We start from the raw sequence: 19,639 nt of genomic DNA, 5'->3' as shown, positions 1-19,639 counted from the left end.
GGAAGCTAAGCCTTTCAGCGCCGATGGTACTGCAGGGGGGACCCTGTGGGAGAGTAGGACGCCGCCGAACAATTATTGTGGGGAAGCCCCGCACCTTTATGGTGCGGGGCTTTTCTGCGTTCAGGGCCTCCTGGTTCAGGTCTCCCGAGGGCGCGTCAGGGTCGCTGCGGCTTCCCGGAGTTGGCGCCTCGGGCCGGTTATGCGAATCCGCTTGTTCGGGGTATGCTTTATCTCGTTGCGGCGGGGGAAAACCCCGAAGCGACAAGCCGGCCCCTATAGCTCAGTCGGCAGAGCGTCTCCATGGTAAGGAGAAGGTCAACGGTTCGATTCCGTTTGGGGGCTCAGAATGAAGAAGGCCCCCGCCCAAGTGGCGGGGGCCTTCTTCATGTTCGCGGGCTGTTGCCGCGGGTCAGTCCGTGTGCGGCTCCGGGACGCGCATGGCGAGGATGGCCATGTCGTCGGAGGCAGGTTCCGCGGCGAAGCGTTCGACCGCGCGCATCACGCGGGCGGTGACCGCGCCGGCCGTCAGGCCCGTACAGGTGCGGAGGACGTCCATCAGGCCGTCGTCGCCGAGCATGCGCGCGCCTTCGCGGCGTTCGGTGACGCCGTCCGTGACGCACAGCAGGACGTCGCCCGGGTCGAGCGTGACGGTCTGCTCGTACAGCTCCAGGTCCTCCATGACGCCGAGCAGGGGCTGCGGTTCGGCGGCCGGTTCGACGGTGCCGTCCTGGCGCAGGCGCAGCGGGAGCGGGTGGCCGGCGCAGACGACCTTGAGGAGGGCGCTGCCGTCCTCCTGGGGCCACAGCTCGCCGTACAGGAGCGTCAGGAAGCGACTGCGGGCGCCCTCGTCGAGGATCGCCGCGTTCAGGCGCTCCAGGACGGCCGGGCCGCCGAAGCCCTCGCGGGCCAGCAGGCGCAGGGCGTGGCGGGCCAGGCCCGTGACGGCGGCCGCCTCCGGGCCCGTACCACAGACGTCGCCGATGGCGAAGCCGTACGCGTTGTCACGGATCGGGAAGAGGTCGTAGAAGTCGCCGCCGACCTCGTTGCCCTCGCCGGCCGCGCGGTAGATGACGTCGACCTCGACGCCCGGCACCTGGGGGAGGCCCGGGGGCAGCAAGCTGCGCTGGAGGGACTGGCTGATCGCCGTGCGCTCGGAGTACAGGCGGGCGTTGTCCAGGGCGAGGGCGGCCCGGCGGGACAGGTCCTCGGCGAGCTCCAGGATCTCCTGGCGGAAGTGGTCGTCGGAGGGTTTGCCCAGCGTGAGCATGCCGATCACGCGGTTGCGGGCGACCAGGGGCAGGACCACCGTCTCGCCGCCGACGGCCGCGGCCGTCGCCAGCGTCGTACCGATGCCGGAGGACAGCGGGGCGGAGCCGTATCCGAGTTCGCGCATGGAGGTGCGCAGGGCGGCCTGATGGGCGGCCTCGGAGGGGGCGGACCAGACGCGGGCGCCGGGTGACGGGACGGGCTCCGGCGGGGGGATCTTGGAGAGGAGCGCCTTGAGGCCGTCGATGCGGTCCTCGTCCTCGTGGAGGACGTACGAGAGGTACGGGTCCGAGGACTGGTCGGCGATCGTGTAGACGGCGCACCAGGTGGCGAGGGTCGGAACCGTCATCTGGGCCATCAGGGCCAGGGTCTGGTCACGGTCCAGGGTGCCCGCGAGGAGATCGGAGGCCTCGACGAGGAAGCTGAGGGAGCCGCGGCGGAGGCGTTCGAGCTCGCCGAGGCGGGCCGACTCGACGGCCAGCGCGATGCGGTCGGCGGCGAACTGGAGGCGCAGGGCCTCCTCGTTCGAGTACCGGCCGGCGGCCTCGGCGGCGACGCCCAGGGAGCCGGTGAGGCGGCCCTCGACCTTGAGCGGAACGGTGACGACGGAGCGCATGCCGGTGCCGTTGAGGAGCGGTACGGCGCCGGGGACGGCGGCGAGGTCCTCGTGGACGGCGGGCATGCGGGCCGAGGAGTAGCGGCCGGTGCCGGACTCGACGGGGACGCGGGCGAAGCGCTGGCGGGCGGAGGGCAGGCCCGTGGTGGCGCGTACCTCCAGCTCGGTCTCGTCGTCGGTGGCGAGCAGCAGGAAGGCGGCGTCGCCGTCGAGCATGTCGCGGGCGCGCTCCACGGTGCGCTGGAGCAGGCCGTCGAGGTCGTCGGGGGCGGGCGAGCCGATGAAGACCTCGAACGGGTCGGAGCTGCGGCCCTCGTTGTTGGAGTCGACGGGGGTGCGGGGCGGCGACTGGAGCACGGCTCGTTCGTAGTCGCGCACCAGGAGACAGACCGTGGACGGCTCGCCCTGGGTGTCGCGTACGCGCAGGTGGGAGGCGTACACGGGGATCACGCGGCCGTCGGCGCCGCGGATGCCGTAGCTGCCCTCCCAGCGGGAGAGCCGCAGGGCCTCGGCGAGGCCGGTGCCGATGCCGGGGGTGTGGGGCCAGGCGGCGAGGTCGCCGAGCGGTCTGCCGACGGCCTGTTCGGCGGCGTACCCGAAAAGGTGCTCGGCGTCCTCGTTCCAGGCGGCGATGGCGCCCTTGCGGTCGATCTGGACGACGGCGACGCGGACCCGCTCGTCCGCGACCGGGAGGAGGTCGTCGGGGAGGGCCGGGCCGGCGGAGCGGGTGCCGACGGGCCGCTCGGGCAGGTCCAGCTGGAACCAGACCTGCTTACGGGTGGGGGAGTACTCGACGCCCCAGCGGGAGGCCAGGGCCGCGCACAGCAGCAGTCCGCGGCCGCTCTCGCGGTCGGGGCTCATGTCGAAACGGCCGGTGCCCTGGAGGGGCACCTCGCGCTCCGGGTAGCGGTCGGCGACCTCGACGCGGACACCCTGCTCCGTGCGCAGGCACAGGACGTCGGCGGCGGTGCCGGCATGGATGATCGCATTGGTCACGAGTTCGCTGGTCAGGACGGTGGCGTCGTCCACGACATCGGTGTACCCCCAGCCCTGCAGGGTGTCCCGGACGAAGGCCCGCGCGGTCGCGACGGACCGCCCCACAGGTTCAAAGGTGGCAGCCGCCCGAGCGGTGATCACAGAACTCCTCGTACGCGTCTCGACGCCCGGCTCAGCCATGATGCGGCTCTGCCCCTCCCCGGTGCCCGGTGGTCATACTGTGCCGCACCGCCCCCGCCGGGCGGACCGGGGCGGTTGGACAGCCGCATGCCAGGTTACTTACCTTCGCTGTCCGGGCGGATGGTGGTCACCACCGTTTCCGTCCCCCGTGGGCGGGGACGTTATGCGAAGCTGCCGAACTGTTATGGCCTCGATCGGTCGTGGTGAAACACTGGGAACGCTGCCAGTGACAGCCGGAGCAGCAACGCCCGGGCAGTAATGCCGAGCGGTACGGTCAACCCCTGCGGGAGGGACACGGTGGAGTCTGGCGTGACGGCGCGGGGCGGTAGCACGCGCACGAAGGGCGGGCGGTCCCGGAGCGGTGGGACGGTCGAGGTGGACGCCGCCGCTTTGGAGCGGTTGCTCACGGCACTGGCGTCGATGCGGGACGGCAACTTCCGCAAGCGCCTGACGGTGACGGGCGACGGCGTGATGGCGGAGATCGCCGCCGTCTTCAACGAGGTCGCCGACCGGAAGCTGCATCTGACCGGTGAGCTGTCGCGGGTGCGGCGGATGGTCGGGCGCGAGGGCAAGCTGTCCGAGCGCCTGGAGGTCGGGGCCAGTGAGGGCGCCTGGGCGCAGGCCATCGAGGCGGCGAACGCCCTGGTGGACGATCTGACGCGGCCGGTGTCGGAGGTCGGGCGGGTGCTCTCCGCGGTCGCCGAGGGCGACCTGGAGCAGCGGATGGAGCTGCGCTCGGAGGGGCTGGACGGGACCGTGCGGCCGCTGCGCGGGGAGTTCCTCAAGGTCGCCCGTACGGTGAACAACCTGGTGGACCAGTTGTCGGCGTTCACCGACGAGGTGACGCGGGTCGCGCTGGAGGTCGGCACCGAGGGGAAGCTCGGCGGGCAGGCGCAGGTGCGCGGGATGTCCGGGTCCTGGAAGGACCTCCAGGACTCGGTGAACACCATGGCGTACCGGCTGACGGCCCAGGTGCGGGACATCGCGCTGGTGACGACGGCGGTCGCCAAGGGCGATCTGTCGCGGAAGGTCACCGTGCACGTGGCCGGTGAGATGCTCCAGCTGAAGAACACCGTGAACACGATGGTGGACCAGCTGTCGTCGTTCTCGTCCGAGGTCACGCGGGTCGCGCGTGAGGTCGGTACGGAGGGTGAGCTCGGCGGGCAGGCCGAGGTGCCGGGTGTGGCCGGTGTGTGGAAGGACCTGACCGACTCCGTCAACACGATGGCGGGCAACCTGACCTCGCAGGTGCGGGGTATCGCCGAGGTGACGACCGCCGTCGCCAACGGCGACCTGTCGCAGAAGGTGACAGTGAGCGCACGCGGTGAGGTCGCGCAGCTCGCCGACACGATCAACCAGATGACCGAGACGCTGCGGACGTTCGCCGACGAGGTGACGCGGGTGGCGAGCGAGGTCGGTGCCGAGGGGCTTCTCGGCGGTCAGGCGCAGGTGCCGGGCGCGGCGGGCACGTGGAAGGACCTGACGGACTCGGTCAACACCGTCTTCCGCAACCTGACCACTCAGGTGCGGGACATCGCGCAGGTGACGACGGCGGTGGCGAACGGCGACCTGTCGCAGAAGGTCACCGTCGACGTGGCCGGCGAGATGCTGGAGTTGAAGAACACCGTCAACACGATGGTGGACCAGCTGTCGGCGTTCGGTTCCGAAGTGACGCGCGTGGCCCGTGAGGTGGGCGTCGAGGGCCGGCTCGGTGGCCAGGCCCATGTGCCGGGGGCCGCGGGGACCTGGAAGGACCTGACGGACTCCGTCAACACGGCGTTCCGCAACCTCACCGGTCAGGTGCGGGACATCGCGCAGGTGACGACGGCGGTGGCGAACGGCGATCTGACGCAGAAGGTCACCGTCGATGTCGCGGGCGAGATGCTGGAGTTGAAGAACACCGTCAACACGATGGTGGCGCAGCTGTCGTCCTTCGCCGACCAGGTGACGCGGATGGCGCGGGACGTGGGTACGGAGGGCCGGCTCGGCGGCCAGGCGCGCGTCGACGGCGTCTCGGGGACGTGGAAGGAGCTCACGGACTCCGTCAACTTCATGGCCGGGAACCTGACGTCGCAGGTGCGGCAGATCGCCCAGGTGACGACGGCCGTGGCGCGTGGTGACCTGTCGCAGAAGATCGACGTGGACGCGCGCGGCGAGATCCTCGAGCTCAAGAACACCATCAACACCATGGTCGACCAGCTGTCCGCGTTCGCGGAGCAGGTGACCCGGGTGGCCCGTGAGGTGGGCACCGATGGCCGGCTCGGTGGTCAGGCGCAGGTGCCGGGCGTCGCGGGCGTGTGGCGTGACCTGACGGACTCGGTCAACAGCATGGCCGGGAACCTCACCGCCCAGGTCCGTAACATCGCGCAGGTCGCCACCGCGGTGGCGCGCGGTGACCTGTCGCAGAAGATCGACGTGGACGCGCGGGGCGAGATCCTGGAGCTGAAGAACACCCTCAACACGATGGTGGACCAGCTCTCGAACTTCGCGGAGCAGGTGACCCGGGTGGCCCGTGAGGTGGGCACCGAGGGCATCCTGGGAGGCCAGGCAGAGGTGCAGGGCGTCTCCGGCACCTGGAAGGACCTGACCCAGTCCGTCAACTCGATGGCGAACAACCTGACCTCGCAGGTGCGCAACATCGCCGAGGTGACGACGGCGGTCGCCAAGGGCGACCTGTCGAAGAAGATCACCGTCGACGCGCGGGGCGAGATCCTCGACCTCGTCACCACCGTCAACACGATGGTGGACCAGCTCTCCAACTTCGCGGACGAGGTCACGCGGGTGGCCCGCGAGGTGGGTACGGAGGGCATCCTCGGCGGTCAGGCGCGGGTGCGGGGCGTCACCGGCATCTGGAAGGACCTCAGCGACAACGTCAACGTGATGGCCAACAACCTCACCTCGCAGGTGCGGAACATCTCGCGGGTGTCGTCGGCCGTCGCCAACGGCGATCTGACCAAGAAGGTGACGGTCGAGGCGCGCGGCGAGGTCGCCGAGCTCGCGAACACCGTCAACACCATGGTGACCACGCTGTCGTCGTTCGCCGACGAGGTGACCCGGGTGGCGCGCGAGGTGGGCACGGAAGGCGAACTGGGCGGACAGGCGCGGGTGCCGGGCGTCTCCGGTACGTGGAAGGACCTGACCGAGTCGGTGAACTCGATGGCGTCCAACCTGACCGGCCAGGTGCGCCAGATCGCCGCCGTCACCACAGCCATCGCCAAGGGCGACCTCACCAAGAAGATCGACATCGACGCGCGCGGCGAGATCCTGGAGCTGAAGAACACCATCAACACGATGGTCGACCAGCTGTCCTCCTTCGCCGAGGAGGTCACGCGGGTGGCCCGCGAGGTGGGTACGGAGGGCATCCTCGGCGGCCAGGCACGCGTACGGGACGTCGACGGCACCTGGCGCGACCTGACCGAGTCGGTGAACGAGATGGCCGGCAACCTCACCCGGCAGGTGCGCGCCATCGCGGCCGTCGCCACGGCGGTGACCCGCGGCGATCTGAACCTGAAGATCGACGTGGACGCGGCGGGCGAGATCCAGGTACTCCAGGACAACATCAACACCATGATCGCCAACCTGCGCGACACCACCCTCGCGAACGAGGAGCAGGACTGGCTGAAGGGCAACCTGGCCCGCATTTCCGGCCTCATGCAGGGCCGCCGCGACCTCGACGACGTGGCGTCGCTGATCATGAGCGAGCTGACGCCGGTCGTCTCGGCACAGCACGGCGCCTTCTTCCTGGCCATGCCGACGGGCGGCGGCAACGAGATCGGGGCGGACGAGGACGGCTCGTACGAGCTGGTCATGCGCGGCAGCTACGGCTACTCGGCCGGGTCGATGCCCACGACCTTCCGGCCCGGCGAGACGCTGATCGGCACGGCGGCCGAGGAGAAGCGGACCATCCAGGTCAACGTGCCGCCGGGCTACCTGAAGATCTCCTCGGGTCTCGGGGAGGCGTCCCCGGCGTATGTGATCGTGCTGCCGGTGGTCTTCGAGGGGAAGGTCCTCGGCGTGATCGAGCTGGCGTCGTTCCAGCCCTTCACCCAGATCCAGCGCGACTTCCTCAACCAGCTCGCCGAGATGATCGCGACGAGCGTCAACACCATCAGCGTCAACACCAAGACCGAGGTGCTGCTGAAGCAGTCGCAGGAGCTCACGGAGCAGCTGCGCGAGCGCTCGGCGGAGCTGGAGAGCCGGCAGAAGGCGCTCCAGGACTCCAACGCCGAACTGGAGGAGAAGGCCGAGCTGCTGGCGCAGCAGAACCGCGACATCGAGGTGAAGAACACCGAGATCGAGGAGGCCCGGCAGGTGCTGGAGGAGCGGGCCGAGCAGCTCGCGGTCTCCATGCGCTACAAGTCGGAGTTCCTGGCGAACATGTCGCACGAGCTGCGTACGCCGCTGAACTCGCTGCTCATCCTCGCCAAGCTGCTCGCGGACAACGCCGAGGGGAACCTGTCGCCGAAGCAGGTCGAGTTCGCCGAGACCATCCACGGCGCCGGGTCGGACCTGCTCCAGCTGATCAACGACATCCTCGACCTGTCGAAGGTCGAGGCGGGCAAGATGGACGTCAGCCCGACCCGTATCGCACTGGTCCAGCTCGTCGACTACGTGGAGGCGACCTTCCGGCCGCTGACCGCCGAGAAGGGGCTGGACTTCTCGGTACGGGTCTCGCCGGAGCTGCCCGCCACGCTCCACACCGACGAGCAGCGGCTGCTGCAGGTACTGCGCAACCTGCTGTCGAACGCCGTGAAGTTCACCGACAGCGGGGCGGTGGAGCTGGTCATCCGCCCGGCCAAGACGGACGTGCCGCAGTCGATCCGCGAGCAGCTGCTGGAGTCGGGGTCGCTGACCGAGCCGGGCGCCGACCTGATCGCGTTCTCGGTGACCGACACCGGGATCGGCATCGCGGCCAGCAAGATGCGGGTGATCTTCGAGGCGTTCAAGCAGGCGGACGGGACGACGAGCCGCAAGTACGGCGGTACGGGCCTGGGCCTGTCGATCAGCCGGGAGATCGCGCGGCTGCTGGGCGGCGAGATCCACGCGGCGAGCGAGCCGGGCCGCGGCTCGACGTTCACGCTGTACCTGCCGCTGCACCCCAGCGAGCTGCCGCCGCACGGCTACGGGCACCAGGTCCCGGGCGCGGGGCCGGAGTCCGGTGAGCTCGACGGCATGGGCCCCGAGGGCGCGGGTGGCCTGCCCGCAGCCGAGGGGCGGGCCGGAGGATCCGGTGCGCTGTTCCGGCACCGCCGCAGGGCCCTGGGCCGGGCCGACCAGCGGGCCGCGCTGCCCGGTCAGTCGGCGCAGGAGGCACCGGCTCCGGCGGCGACCGGTTCGTCGGGTGGTGCCGGCGGCTCTGGTGCCACAGGTGCGGGAGGTGCCGCGGAGTGGCAGGGCGCCGGGCAGGAGGCGTTCGAGCCGGGCCGCCGCTTCGAGTTCGGCGGCGAGAAGGTGCTGATCGTCGACGACGACATCCGTAACGTCTTCGCGCTCACCAGCGTGCTGGAGCAGCACGGGCTCGCGGTGCTGTACGCGGAGAACGGCCGCGAGGGCATCGAGGTCCTGGAGCAGCACGACGACGTGGCCGTCGTCCTGATGGACATCATGATGCCCGAGATGGACGGATACGCGACGACGACGGCGATCCGGCGGATGCCGCAGTTCGCCGGGCTTCCGATCATCGCGCTGACGGCGAAGGCGATGAAGGGCGACCGGGAGAAGGCCATCGAGTCCGGCGCTTCCGACTACGTTACGAAGCCGGTGGATCCGGATCATCTTCTCTCGGTCATGGAGCAGTGGATGCGCGGAGAGTGAGCGGAGGCCGCACGAATGACGGCGAGTTGTTGACTGACTGTGGTCGAAAGCGTGTGAGAGGGCGGTATACGGGGAACCTTCTGGTCTCCCACCGCGTTTCTGCTACGTGCACAGTGACATCGCGGTGACAGGGTGTGGCGACAGGCGGGGTGCGGCTACCATGACCGGCACAAGGACGGACGGCGCAAGGGAGTCGTCCCCTGGGGCGGCGCCCGGCCAACTGCCGGGGCGAGGAGGACGGGCCATGGTGCAGAAGGCCAAGATCCTCCTGGTCGATGACCGACCGGAGAATCTGCTGGCGCTGGAGGCCATCCTCTCTGCGCTCGATCAGACGCTGGTCCGGGCATCGTCAGGGGAGGAAGCGCTCAAGGCGCTGCTGACGGACGACTTCGCGGTCATTCTCCTGGACGTCCAGATGCCCGGAATGGACGGCTTCGAGACCGCCGCGCACATCAAGCGTCGGGAACGGACACGGGACATCCCGATCATTTTCCTGACCGCGATCAACCACGGCCCGCACCACACCTTCCGGGGGTACGCGGCGGGCGCCGTGGACTACATCTCCAAGCCGTTCGACCCCTGGGTGCTGCGCGCCAAGGTCTCCGTCTTCGTCGAGCTGTACATGAAGAACTGTCAGCTGCGCGAGCAGGCCGCGCTGCTGCGGCTCCAGCTCGAAGGCGGCCAGGGAGCGCAGGACGGCGTGGCCCGCGAGTCCGCCGGCCTCCTCGCCGAGCTCTCCGCGCGGCTCGCCGCCGTCGAGGAGCAGGCCGAGGCGCTCTCCAAGCAGCTGGACGACGAGTCGGCGGACGCCGCCGCCGTCGCCACCGCCGCGCACCTGGAGCGCAAACTCACCGGGCTGCGCCGGGCGCTGGACGCCCTGGAGCCGGGCAGCGGCGGCGGCTCGCCGAGCCTTCCGGCGCAGGGCTGACGCACCCGGCCCAGCGCGATCCCGTGAGCGGTCGTCAGTTTTCGGTGACCGTACGGGCGACACGAACGGGTGAAGCCGTAGTCACACGTGTCGACGGTGCTTCACCCCGGTAACCTCACCCCCATGGCCTCACGTACGTCCGGCAAGGGTTCCCAGAGCACGGCGGGCACCGCGAAGCCGCGCGCCGCCGGCCGTACGACGGGCGGCGCGGCGAAGCGGGCGGCCCCCGAGGCGGTGCCCGCGAAGCCTCCCGCCAAGAAGACCGCGCCCGCCGCCAGGAAGGGCCCCGCGAAGAAGGCACCCGCCAAGCCCGCCAAGAAGGCGGCCGGGGCGAGGAAGGCCGCAGCAGGCGCCAAGGGCGCACGGAAGGCGGCGCCGTCTCCCACCGGGGGCGTGTACCGGCTCGTACGCGCCCTGTGGCTCGGGCTCGCCCACGCCGTCGGCGCGATGCTGCGCGGCATAGGGCGCGGCGCCAAGGGGCTCGACCCGGCGCACCGCAAGGACGGGCTGGCGCTGCTCCTGCTCGGCATCGCGCTGATCGTCGCCGCGGGTACCTGGGCCAACCTCCGGGGCCCGGTCGGCGACCTCGTCGAGATGCTGGTCACCGGCGCGTTCGGGCGGCTCGACCTGCTCGTACCGCTGCTGATCGGCTCCATCGCGGTCCGGCTGATCCTGCACCCGGAGAAACCGGAGGCCAACGGGCGGATCGTCATCGGTCTGTCCGCGCTCGTCGTCGGCGTCCTCGGGCAGGTGCACATCGCGTGCGGCTCGCCGGGCCGGGACCAGGGCAGCGAGGCGGTGCGGGACGCGGGCGGTCTGATCGGCTGGGGCGCGTCCAAGCCGCTGGTCTTCATGATGGGCGAGGTCCTCGCCGTCCCGATGCTGGTGCTGCTCACCGTCTTCGGCCTGCTCGTCGTCACGGCGACGCCCGTGTACGCCATCCCGCAGCGGCTGCGGGCCCTCGGCGTCCGCCTCGGGCTCGTCGCGCCGCTGGAGCCGGAGTGGAGCGAGGACGACGAGCGGTACGACGACCAGTGGCGCGACGCGGCGCTGCCCGCCCGGTCGCGGCGCCGGGCCGCCGGCAGCGGAGCCGGGGACCCGTACGACCCGGAGCAGGCCGAGGAGGAGGCGCTCACCCGGCGCAGGCGGCCGCGGAAGCGGACGTCCGCCGCCCCCGAGCCCGACTTCGACCGGCCCAGGGACGCGGTGGACATCGCCGCCGCTGCCGCCGCCGCGCTGGACGGGGCCGTGCTGAACGGCATGCCGCCCTCGCCGGTCGTCGCCGACCTGACGCGGGACGTGGCGGCCGACCGGGAGCGGACGGTCGCCGAGGGGGCGGGTGCCAGGGGATCCGGGCGCCCGGCGCGGCCGGGTGCCGAGGGCACCGGCTCCGTACCGCCCGCGCGCGACGCCAAGGCGCCCGGCGGCCTCGTGCCCGACCTCACCAAGCCCGCGCCCGTACGCGACGAGACCGAGCCCCTGCCGCCGCGCGCCGAGCAGCTCCAGCTCGCCGGGGACATCACGTACGTCCTGCCCTCGCTGGACCTGCTGGAGCGGGGCGGGCCCGGCAAGACGCGCAGCGCCGCCAACGACGCGATCGTCGCCGCGCTGACGAACGTCTTCTCCGAGTTCAAGGTCGACGCGGCCGTCACCGGCTTCACGCGCGGGCCGACGGTCACGCGGTACGAGGTGGAGCTCGGCCCGGCCGTGAAGGTCGAGCGGATCACGGCGCTGACGAAGAACATCGCGTACGCCGTCGCCAGCCCCGACGTCCGGATCATCTCGCCGATCCCCGGCAAGTCCGCCGTCGGCATCGAGATCCCGAACACCGACCGCGAGATGGTCAAGGTCGGCGACGTCCTGCGGCTCGCGGACGCCGCCGGGGACGACCACCCGATGCTCGTCGCGCTCGGCAAGGACGTCGAGGGCGGCTATGTGATGGCCAACCTGGCGACGATGCCGCACGTGCTCGTCGCGGGCGCGACCGGATCCGGCAAGTCGTCGTGCATCAACTGCCTGATCACGTCCGTGATGATAAGGGCGACCCCCGAGGACGTCCGGATGGTGCTGGTCGACCCCAAGCGCGTCGAGCTCACGGCGTACGAGGGCATCCCGCACCTCATCACGCCCATCATCACCAACCCCAAGCGGGCCGCCGAGGCGCTCCAGTGGGTCGTGCGCGAGATGGACCTGCGCTACGACGACCTGGCGGCGTACGGCTTCCGGCACATCGACGACTTCAACGCCGCCGTACGGGCCGGGAAGGTCAAACAGCCGGAGGGCAGCGAGCGCGAGCTCCAGCCGTACCCGTACCTGCTGGTCATCGTCGACGAGCTCGCCGACCTGATGATGGTCGCGCCGCGTGACGTCGAGGACGCCATCGTCCGCATCACCCAGCTGGCCCGCGCCGCCGGTATCCACCTGGTGCTCGCCACCCAGCGCCCGTCCGTGGACGTGGTCACCGGCCTCATCAAGGCCAACGTGCCGTCACGGCTCGCCTTCGCCACCTCCTCGCTCGCCGACAGCCGGGTCATCCTCGACCAGCCCGGCGCCGAGAAGCTCATCGGCAAGGGCGACGGGCTCTTCCTGCCGATGGGCGCGAACAAGCCGGTCCGCATGCAGGGCGCCTTCGTGACCGAGGACGAGATCCAGGCGGTCGTCCAGCACTGCAAGGACCAGATGGCGCCGGTCTTCCGCGACGACGTCACGGTCGGCACGAAGCAGAAGAAGGAGATCGACGAGGACATCGGCGACGACCTCGACCTGCTGTGCCAGGCCGCCGAACTGGTCGTCACCACGCAGTTCGGCTCCACGTCCATGCTCCAGCGCAAGCTGCGCGTCGGATTCGCCAAGGCGGGCCGGCTGATGGACCTGATGGAGTCGCGGAACATCGTGGGCCCGAGCGAGGGCTCCAAGGCGCGGGACGTGCTTGTCAAACCGGATGAGCTGGATGGAGTACTGGCGGTGATCCGAGGGGAGTCGGAGGCGTAAGGGAATCCCCCGGCGCGTCCGCTCCGGCGCCGATCGCGTCTCACTCGTAAGGGGATCGTGAGCAACCGTTTCCCCGCGTCGTACGTCAAGTTGGAGGGAGGGACGGACAATGGGTCTGCTGCCCGTTCCGCCCCTCGGTCGCACAGCCATTCCGATGGCGTACAAAGTGCGTCCGCCCGGTTGCTTAACCCTTTCGTACCACCCATAGACTGAACCTCCAGCAGGTGGTTACACGCTCGAAAGGCGCCCTCGTGTCCATCGGCAACTCCCCCGAAGACGACCGGCCTTCACCCCCTTCGACCGTTTCCGACGCTTCCGTCCCCTCGGACGCGGAGGCGGAGGACCGCCCCTCGATCGGCCGTGCGCTCCAGCAGGCACGGATCGACGCGGGCCTGACCGTGGAAGAGGTCAGCACCTCCACGCGCGTGCGCATCCCCATCGTGCACGCCATCGAGGAGGACGACTTCTCGCGGTGCGGCGGTCACGTGTACGCCCGAGGGCACATCCGCACGCTCGCCCGCGCCGTCGGGCTCGATCCCGTACGACTGGTGGAGCAGTACGACGCGGAGCACGGCGGCCGCCCGTCGCCCACGCCCGCGGCGCCGCTCTTCGAGGCGGAGCGCATCCGTCCGGAGCGCCGGCGTCCGAACTGGACCGCCGCCATGGTCGCCGCCATCGTCGCCGTGATCGGCTTCGTCGGCTTCACCATGGTCAACGGCAACGACGGCCACTCCCGCGGCACCCAGGTGGCCGAGGGTCCGGCCCCCGCGCAGAAGGTCAGCCCGAAGCCGCAGCCGCCGAAGCCGGCGGTTCCGCCGCCCGCGCCGTCCGAGAGCGCGATCGCGGCCGCCCCGAAGGACAAGGTGACGGTCAAGCTCACCGCGACCGACGACAAGAGCTGGATCTCCGCGAAGGCGAGCGACGGCAAGCTGCTCTTCGACGGGCTCCTCCTCAAGGGCGACTCCAAGACCTTCCAGGACGACGAGAAGATCGACCTCATCCTGGGCAACGCCGGGGCGATCGAGCTCTTCGTGAACGGGAAGAAGGTCGAGGACCGGTTCGAGACCGGGCAGGTCGAGCGGCTGTCGTACACGAAGGGCGACCCCCAGGTCGGGTGACCCGGGGCCGGTGACCCCCGGATCCGGTGGCCGGGGGACGCGGGACCCGGGGGCGCGGGGCCCGGGAACGGGCGGGTGACCCCTGAGCGGCGGGGGCATGGCTGGGACGAAGTAGTCTTGAGTCCATGCCCGAACGCCGTACCGTCGCCCTTGTCACTCTTGGCTGCGCCCGTAACGAGGTGGACTCGGAGGAGCTCGCAGGCCGCTTGGCAGCGGACGGCTGGGAGCTCGTCGAGGACGCCGCCGACGCGGACGTCGCGGTCGTCAACACGTGTGGGTTCGTCGAGGCCGCCAAGAAGGACTCCGTCGACGCCCTGCTGGAAGCCAACGATCTGAAGGACCACGGCAGGACCCAGGCCGTCGTCGCGGTCGGCTGCATGGCCGAGCGGTACGGCAAGGAGCTCGCCGAGGCGCTGCCCGAGGCCGACGGCGTGCTCGGCTTCGACGACTACGCCGACATCTCCGGGCGCCTCCAGACCATCCTGAGCGGTGGCAACGTCGAGGCCCACACCCCGCGCGACCGGCGCAAGCTGCTGCCGCTGTCCCCGGTGGAGCGCCAGCGGGCCGCCGCCGACGTGGCCCTGCCCGGGCACGGCGCCGCGGAGGCCCCCGCAGCCGCCCCCGAGGACCTGCCCGAGGGCGTCGCGCCCGCGTCCGGGCCGCGCGCCCCGCTGCGCCGCCGCCTCGACTCCAGCCCCGTCGCCTCGGTGAAGCTCGCCTCCGGCTGCGACCGGCGCTGCTCGTTCTGCGCCATCCCGTCCTTCCGCGGCTCCTTCGTCTCGCGGCGGCCGAGCGACGTGCTCGGCGAGACGCGCTGGCTGGCCGAGCAGGGCGTGAAGGAGATCATGCTGGTCTCCGAGAACAACACCTCGTACGGCAAGGACCTCGGCGACATCCGCCTCCTGGAGACGCTGCTGCCGGAGCTGGCGGCGGTCGACGGGATCGAGCGCGTACGCGTCAGCTACCTGCAGCCCGCCGAGATGCGGCCCGGGCTCATCGACGTGCTGACCTCGACCGAGAAGGTCGCCCCGTACTTCGACCTGTCCTTCCAGCACTCGGCACCGGGCGTGCTGCGCGCCATGCGGCGCTTCGGCGACACCGACCGGTTCCTGGAGCTGCTGGACACCATCCGCTCCAAGGCGCCGCAGGCCGGCGTGCGCTCGAACTTCATCGTGGGCTTCCCCGGCGAGACCGAGGAGGACTTCGCCGAGCTGGAACGCTTCCTCACAAACGCCCGCCTCGACGCCATCGGCGTCTTCGGCTACTCCGACGAGGACGGCACCGAGGCCGCCACGTACGAGGACAAGCTCGACCAGGACGTCGTCGACGAGCGGCTCGCCCATCTGTCGCGGCTCGCGGAGGAGCTCACCGCGCAGCGCGCGGAGGAGCGGATCGGCGAGACCATGGAGGTACTGGTCGAGTCGGTCGACACCTCCCCGGACGGTGACGGTGCCGTGGGGCGGGGTCCGCACCAGGCGCCCGAGACGGACGGCCAGGTCGTCTTCACGACGGCCGAGGGGCTCGTGCCCGGCCGTATGGTCACGGCCAAGGTCGTGGGCACGGAGGGCGTCGACCTGATCGCCGAGTGTCTTTTCGAGGAGGCGGGCAGATGACCGGAGTCCCGGCATCCGCCGCGGGCGGTGCGGGCAGGCCGACGCCGCCCGGCGGCAAGCTGGGCGCTGCGGCCGTCAACCAGGCCAGCCTCTGGAACATCGCCAACATCCTCACCATGGTGCGGCTGGTCCTCGTGCCGGCGTTCGTGGTGCTGATGCTCCAGGACGGCGGGTACGACCCGGCCTGGCGCGCCTGGGCGTGGGCGGCGTTCGCCGTCGCCATGATCACCGACATCTTCGACGGCCATCTGGCCCGGGCGTACAACCTGGTCACCGACTTCGGGAAGATCGCGGACCCGATCGCCGACAAGGCGATCATGGCGGCCGGTCTGCTGTGCCTGTCGGCGCTGGGCGACCTGCCGTGGTGGGTGACCGGGGTCATCCTCTTCCGTGAGCTGGGCATCACGCTGATGCGCTTCTGGGTGATCCGGCACGGGGTCATTCCGGCCAGCCGCGGCGGCAAGATGAAGACGCTGGCGCAGGGCACCGCGGTCGGCATGTACGTGCTCATGCTGACCGGGCCGCTGGCCACGCTGCGGTGGTGGGTGATGGCGCTGGCCGTCGTCCTGACCGTGGTGACCGGCCTCGACTACGTGCGGCAGGCGGTCGTGCTGCGGCGCCGGGGCCTCGCGGCGGAGCGGGCCGCGGCCCGCCAGGCGGCGGCCGGGGCGGCTTCGGAAGCGGCTTCCGGGACGGCACCGGGAACGGGAACGGCTTCGGGAACGGCTTCGGGAACGGGGACGGCTTCGGGAACGGGGACGGAGAGCGGATCGGAGCCGGGGCGATGAGGCCGGCCGCGATGTCGTCGGGTTCGGGTGCGGCTGTCGTCGCGACTTCGGCAGGTCCCGCCGACGGCCCCGTCGCGACGTGGGCGGCTCCGGACGCGCCCGCCGCCGCGGCGCGGGTGCTGGCGCTGCTTGCGCAGCGTAATCAGACGCTCGCTGTGGCCGAGTCCCTCACCGGTGGCATGGTGGCCGCGGAGCTGACCTCCGTACCGGGCGCCTCCCGCTCTTTCCGGGGGTCCGTCACGGCGTACGCGACGGCGCTGAAGCAGGAGCTGCTGGCCGTCGACGGGATCCTTCTGGCGGAGCGCGGAGCGGTCGATCCGGACGTGGCGCTGCAGATGGCGAGGGGTGTACGGGCCCGGCTGGGCGCCGACTGGGGGATCGCGACGACGGGGGTCGCGGGGCCCGAGCCGCAGGACGGGCAGCCGGTCGGAACGGTGTTCGCGGCGGTTTGCGGACCGCCCGACGGGCCACCCGGAGCGGGGAAAGTCGTCGCCCTGAGATTGAACGGCGACCGTGCGGAAATCCGTAGAGAGAGTGTACGGAGCGTGCTGGAGCTGCTCGCGAACGAACTCTCGGAAAATGCGCGGGCACAGGATACGGAACAGAACGGGGGGAATTGATGTTTGCAGCCCTGAGTGAACACGACATCGCTCCCCGCACGGCCGCAGCGCGAGGCGGTACGGTGGGGCGTGAAGGATGCGGCTACGCGGTCCGAGGAGGGAGCCACCGATGATTCTGCTCCGTCGCCTGCTGGGTGACGTGCTGCGTCGGCAGCGCCAGCGCCAGGGCCGTACTCTGCGCGAAGTCTCCTCGTCCGCCCGAGTCTCGCTCGGCTATCTCTCCGAGGTGGAGCGGGGGCAGAAGGAGGCTTCCTCCGAGCTGCTCTCCGCGATTTGCGACGCGCTTGACGTACGGATGTCCGAGCTCATGCGAGAGGTGAGCGACGAGCTCTCGCTGGCGGAGCTGGCGGAATCGGCAGCGGCGAGTGAGCCGGTGCCGGCACCAGTACGCCCCATGCTCAACTCTGTGTCCGTGACGTCGGTGGCGGGCGTGCCGACCGAGCGGGTGACCATCAAGGCGCCCGCGGAGGCGGTGGACGTCGTCGCCGCCTGAGCGCGCACGAGCGCGTCGCGGCGAGCTCGCGTCGAGTGAGCTGGTGTCGAGCGAGCTTGTGAGCGTCGGCGTTTTGAGCTGAGCCCCGGTCGGGTACCCGAGTGCCGACCGGGGCTTTCGTTTACCCCGAATGCCCGTTTTAGGTCGTATGTGTCATCGTGGACAGGCGTGTGCGCGCACGGCCGCACGCCGGAACGGAGGATTCGGAATGACTGTCGTCAAGAGCTCTCTGCCCGACGCCGACCTCAAGGTGGTCGGCGAGGCGCTGCAAGGGACGCTGGTGGACGTGGTGGACCTGTCCCTGGTGGCGAAGCAGGTGCACTGGAACGTGGTCGGACCGCGCTTCCGCTCCGTTCACCTCCAGCTCGACGAGGTCGTGGCCACCGCGCGCCAGCACGCCGACGTCGTCGCGGAGCGCGCCTCGGCGCTGGGTGTGAACCCGGACGGGCGAGCCTCGACAGTCTCGTCGAGCAGCGCGATCGGGAACGTACCGACCGGGTGGATCAAGGACGACGACGCGGTCCGGATCATGGTCGACGCGCTCGTCGCCGTGGTCGGGCGGATGCGGGAGCGGATCGCCGCCACCGACGAGCCCGACCCGGTCACGCAGGACCTGCTGATCGCGCTGACCGCGGACCTCGAGAAGCACGCGTGGATGTTCCAGGCCGAGAGCCGCCAGGCGGACAGTGTGTGAGCGGCGCGGAGCCGGTTTACGCGCGGGTGACGGTACGGCGTCGGCGGCGGAGCGCGAGGAGCGCGTAGGGGCGGCCGGGTGCGCGCTGGAGGTGTGCGCCGGTACGCCCTCCCGCCGCTTGACCGGCCGGTCTAGCGTCGACCGGAGGAGGCGGCCATGGTACGGCGACGGGGCCTGCGACCGGCGCCTGCGCGCACGGTGCCGGAACGGACGGCGCCCGAACGGACGGCGGGCGCGCGGATGCTGACGGCCGGACGGGTGGCGCTGGCGCTGGTGCTGGGCGGGCTGTGGTGCTGGGCGGTGCTGCGGCTGGCTCTGGCGCCGGGTCAGGCGGGTGTCGTGGAAGGCTTCGTGGCGGCGGGTGGCTGGGGGATCAGCCTCCTGCCGGTGCACGCCGCCTCGCCGCCGCCTCGCCGCCGGCCGGCGCGCAGGGCCTTCATGGCCACCAGTGCGGTACGGCGGAGGACGAACCCCTGGAGCACCTGACAGCCGACGACGAGGCTGACACCCCGACGAGGCGTCAACCGGCCGCGGCCGCCTCGGGGCCGGGGCCCTTCTGACAACCGGGGCACCAGTACGAGATCCGGTCGTGCCGGTCGTCCCAGCGGATCGGGGTGCCGCAGCGGTAACAGGGCTGGTGCCTGCGGCCGTAGACGTACAGCTTCTGGTCGGGGCGGGAGCTCGGTGTGGTGCGGCGCTCGAAGCGCTCCTTGTTCTCCTCCAGGAGGCGGTGGGCAGTCGCGACGAGCCGCTCGGGCACGCCGGGCGGCAGGTCGCCGACGGGCAGCCAGGGGGTGACGCGGGCGAGGAAGGCGAGCTCGCACTTGAAGACATTGCCGATGCCCGCGAGGTTGCGCTGGTCCAGCAGCGCCTCGCCGAGGGGGCGTGCGGGGTCGGCGCACACGCGGCGTACGGCTTCCTCGAAGTCCCAGTCCGGGCCGAGGAGATCGGGGCCGAGGTGGCCCACGACGGAGTGCTCCTCGCTGGTGCGGATCAGGTCCAGGACGGGCAAGCGGTAGCCGACGGCGGTGTGGGCGGTGGTGGCGAGGATGGCCCGGATCTGGTGCGCGGGGCCGCCGCGCCAGCGCTCGTCGGGCGCGTAGACGTGCCACGCGCCGTCCATCCGGAGGTGGGAGTGGAGGGTCAGGCCGCCCTCGATGCGGGTGAGCAGGTGCTTGCCGCGCGGAGTGACGTCCAGGACCTCCCGGCCGGTGAGGTCGGCGGTGGCGAGCCGAGGGACACGGAGGTCGGAGCGCGTCAGGAGCCTGCCCGCGAGGGCGGTGTGCAGGCGACGGGCGGTCAGCCAGACGGTGTCTCCTTCGGGCATGCCTCCATGATGGAGCAGCGGGCGGGGGTCCTTGTGGCTAGGGCCTGTCTTCCGGATCAGGCCAGACCCCGCGAGCCCGGCAAGATCCGGAAGACAGGCCCTAGTAGTGCTTCGTTAGGTTCTGCCCTGTCTGCGGCGGCTTCGTTGGGCGGGTAGAGGTCGTCCGCAGGTGGTGCAGGTACCGGTCCAGCACCT

General features: G+C 71.0%; 12 protein-coding genes and 1 tRNA gene. 11 read left to right on the top strand and 2 right to left on the bottom strand.

Features of this window, described 5'->3' with window-relative positions; all coding sequences use genetic code 11:
- Positions 1–269 precede the first annotated feature (269 nt).
- Positions 270–342: transfer RNA gene (locus ACIRNI_RS31755), tRNA-Thr, on the top strand.
- A 67-nt stretch (positions 343–409) separates the two neighbouring features.
- Here the strand turns inward: ACIRNI_RS31755 and ACIRNI_RS31750 are convergent.
- Positions 410–3,058, bottom strand: coding sequence for a SpoIIE family protein phosphatase (locus tag ACIRNI_RS31750; protein WP_403556827.1), 2,649 nt, complete (start codon positions 3,056–3,058; stop codon positions 410–412).
- Between the two features lie 297 nt (positions 3,059–3,355).
- Between ACIRNI_RS31750 and ACIRNI_RS31745 the strand changes: the two genes are divergently transcribed.
- The 10 genes from ACIRNI_RS31745 to ACIRNI_RS31700 all read left to right on the top strand — a co-directional run bounded on the left by ACIRNI_RS31745 (position 3,356) and on the right by ACIRNI_RS31700 (position 18,603).
- Complete coding sequence (locus ACIRNI_RS31745) at positions 3,356–8,872, top strand: HAMP domain-containing protein (protein ID WP_403556825.1); 5,517 nt, start codon at positions 3,356–3,358, stop codon at positions 8,870–8,872.
- Between the two features lie 244 nt (positions 8,873–9,116).
- A complete protein-coding gene (locus ACIRNI_RS31740; RefSeq protein WP_403556823.1) occupies positions 9,117–9,800 on the top strand; it encodes a response regulator in 684 nt (227 codons plus the stop codon).
- A 123-nt stretch (positions 9,801–9,923) separates the two neighbouring features.
- A complete protein-coding gene (locus ACIRNI_RS31735; protein ID WP_403556821.1) occupies positions 9,924–12,791 on the top strand; it encodes a DNA translocase FtsK in 2,868 nt (955 codons plus the stop codon).
- Between the two features lie 251 nt (positions 12,792–13,042).
- A complete protein-coding gene (locus ACIRNI_RS31730; protein ID WP_403556819.1) occupies positions 13,043–13,909 on the top strand; it encodes a helix-turn-helix domain-containing protein in 867 nt (288 codons plus the stop codon).
- A gap of 125 nt (positions 13,910–14,034) precedes the next feature.
- Positions 14,035–15,522: a 30S ribosomal protein S12 methylthiotransferase RimO gene (rimO, locus tag ACIRNI_RS31725; protein WP_403556817.1), complete on the top strand. Its 1,488-nt coding sequence runs from the start codon at positions 14,035–14,037 to the stop codon at positions 15,520–15,522.
- Positions 15,519–16,310: a CDP-diacylglycerol--glycerol-3-phosphate 3-phosphatidyltransferase gene (gene pgsA / locus ACIRNI_RS31720; RefSeq protein WP_403556815.1), complete on the top strand. Its 792-nt coding sequence runs from the start codon at positions 15,519–15,521 to the stop codon at positions 16,308–16,310. The genes rimO and pgsA overlap by 4 nt, the downstream gene beginning before the upstream one ends.
- A gap of 11 nt (positions 16,311–16,321) precedes the next feature.
- Positions 16,322–16,930 carry a CinA family protein gene (locus ACIRNI_RS31715; protein ID WP_403556813.1) on the top strand — a complete coding sequence of 203 codons (609 nt, stop codon included), beginning with the start codon at positions 16,322–16,324 and terminating at the stop codon, positions 16,928–16,930.
- 109 nt (positions 16,931–17,039) lie between these two features.
- On the top strand, positions 17,040–17,423 hold the full coding sequence (locus ACIRNI_RS31710; protein ID WP_019889909.1) for a helix-turn-helix domain-containing protein: 384 nt from the start codon (positions 17,040–17,042) through the stop codon (positions 17,421–17,423).
- Positions 17,424–17,631: 208 nt separating this feature from the next.
- A complete protein-coding gene (locus ACIRNI_RS31705) occupies positions 17,632–18,117 on the top strand; it encodes a DNA starvation/stationary phase protection protein (protein WP_355356695.1) in 486 nt (161 codons plus the stop codon).
- A 240-nt stretch (positions 18,118–18,357) separates the two neighbouring features.
- Positions 18,358–18,603, top strand: a complete 246-nt coding sequence (locus ACIRNI_RS31700; RefSeq protein WP_403556829.1) for a hypothetical protein — start codon at positions 18,358–18,360, stop codon at positions 18,601–18,603.
- 34 nt (positions 18,604–18,637) lie between these two features.
- On the opposite strand, the gene ACIRNI_RS31695 is transcribed toward ACIRNI_RS31700, so the two are convergent.
- Positions 18,638–19,444 carry an Fpg/Nei family DNA glycosylase gene (locus ACIRNI_RS31695; protein ID WP_403556811.1) on the bottom strand — a complete coding sequence of 269 codons (807 nt, stop codon included), beginning with the start codon at positions 19,442–19,444 and terminating at the stop codon, positions 18,638–18,640.
- Positions 19,445–19,639 lie beyond the last annotated feature (195 nt).

This window comes from Streptomyces sp. NPDC093546 (assembly GCF_044765045.1).
In the GTDB taxonomy this organism is placed as follows: domain Bacteria; phylum Actinomycetota; class Actinomycetes; order Streptomycetales; family Streptomycetaceae; genus Streptomyces.
Note: the sequence above shows the minus strand (reverse complement) of the source record. Positions and strands in the feature narration are given on the sequence as shown.

What these genes read in the sequence shown, in the direction of transcription:
- ACIRNI_RS31750 (WP_403556827.1), bottom strand. Translation starts at nt 3,058, where the DNA reads ATGGCTGAGCCGGGCGTCGAGACGCGTACGAGGAGTTCTGTGATCACC.
- rimO (WP_403556817.1), top strand. Translation starts at nt 14,035, where the DNA reads ATGCCCGAACGCCGTACCGTCGCCCTTGTCACTCTTGGCTGCGCCCGT.
- ACIRNI_RS31705 (WP_355356695.1), top strand. Translation starts at nt 17,632, where the DNA reads ATGACTGTCGTCAAGAGCTCTCTGCCCGACGCCGACCTCAAGGTGGTC.
- pgsA (WP_403556815.1), top strand. Translation starts at nt 15,519, where the DNA reads ATGACCGGAGTCCCGGCATCCGCCGCGGGCGGTGCGGGCAGGCCGACG.
- ACIRNI_RS31710 (WP_019889909.1), top strand. Translation starts at nt 17,040, where the DNA reads ATGATTCTGCTCCGTCGCCTGCTGGGTGACGTGCTGCGTCGGCAGCGC.
- ACIRNI_RS31700 (WP_403556829.1), top strand. Translation starts at nt 18,358, where the DNA reads ATGCTGACGGCCGGACGGGTGGCGCTGGCGCTGGTGCTGGGCGGGCTG.
- ACIRNI_RS31695 (WP_403556811.1), bottom strand. Translation starts at nt 19,444, where the DNA reads ATGCCCGAAGGAGACACCGTCTGGCTGACCGCCCGTCGCCTGCACACC.
- ACIRNI_RS31740 (WP_403556823.1), top strand. Translation starts at nt 9,117, where the DNA reads ATGGTGCAGAAGGCCAAGATCCTCCTGGTCGATGACCGACCGGAGAAT.
- ACIRNI_RS31715 (WP_403556813.1), top strand. Translation starts at nt 16,322, where the DNA reads ATGTCGTCGGGTTCGGGTGCGGCTGTCGTCGCGACTTCGGCAGGTCCC.
- ACIRNI_RS31735 (WP_403556821.1), top strand. Translation starts at nt 9,924, where the DNA reads ATGGCCTCACGTACGTCCGGCAAGGGTTCCCAGAGCACGGCGGGCACC.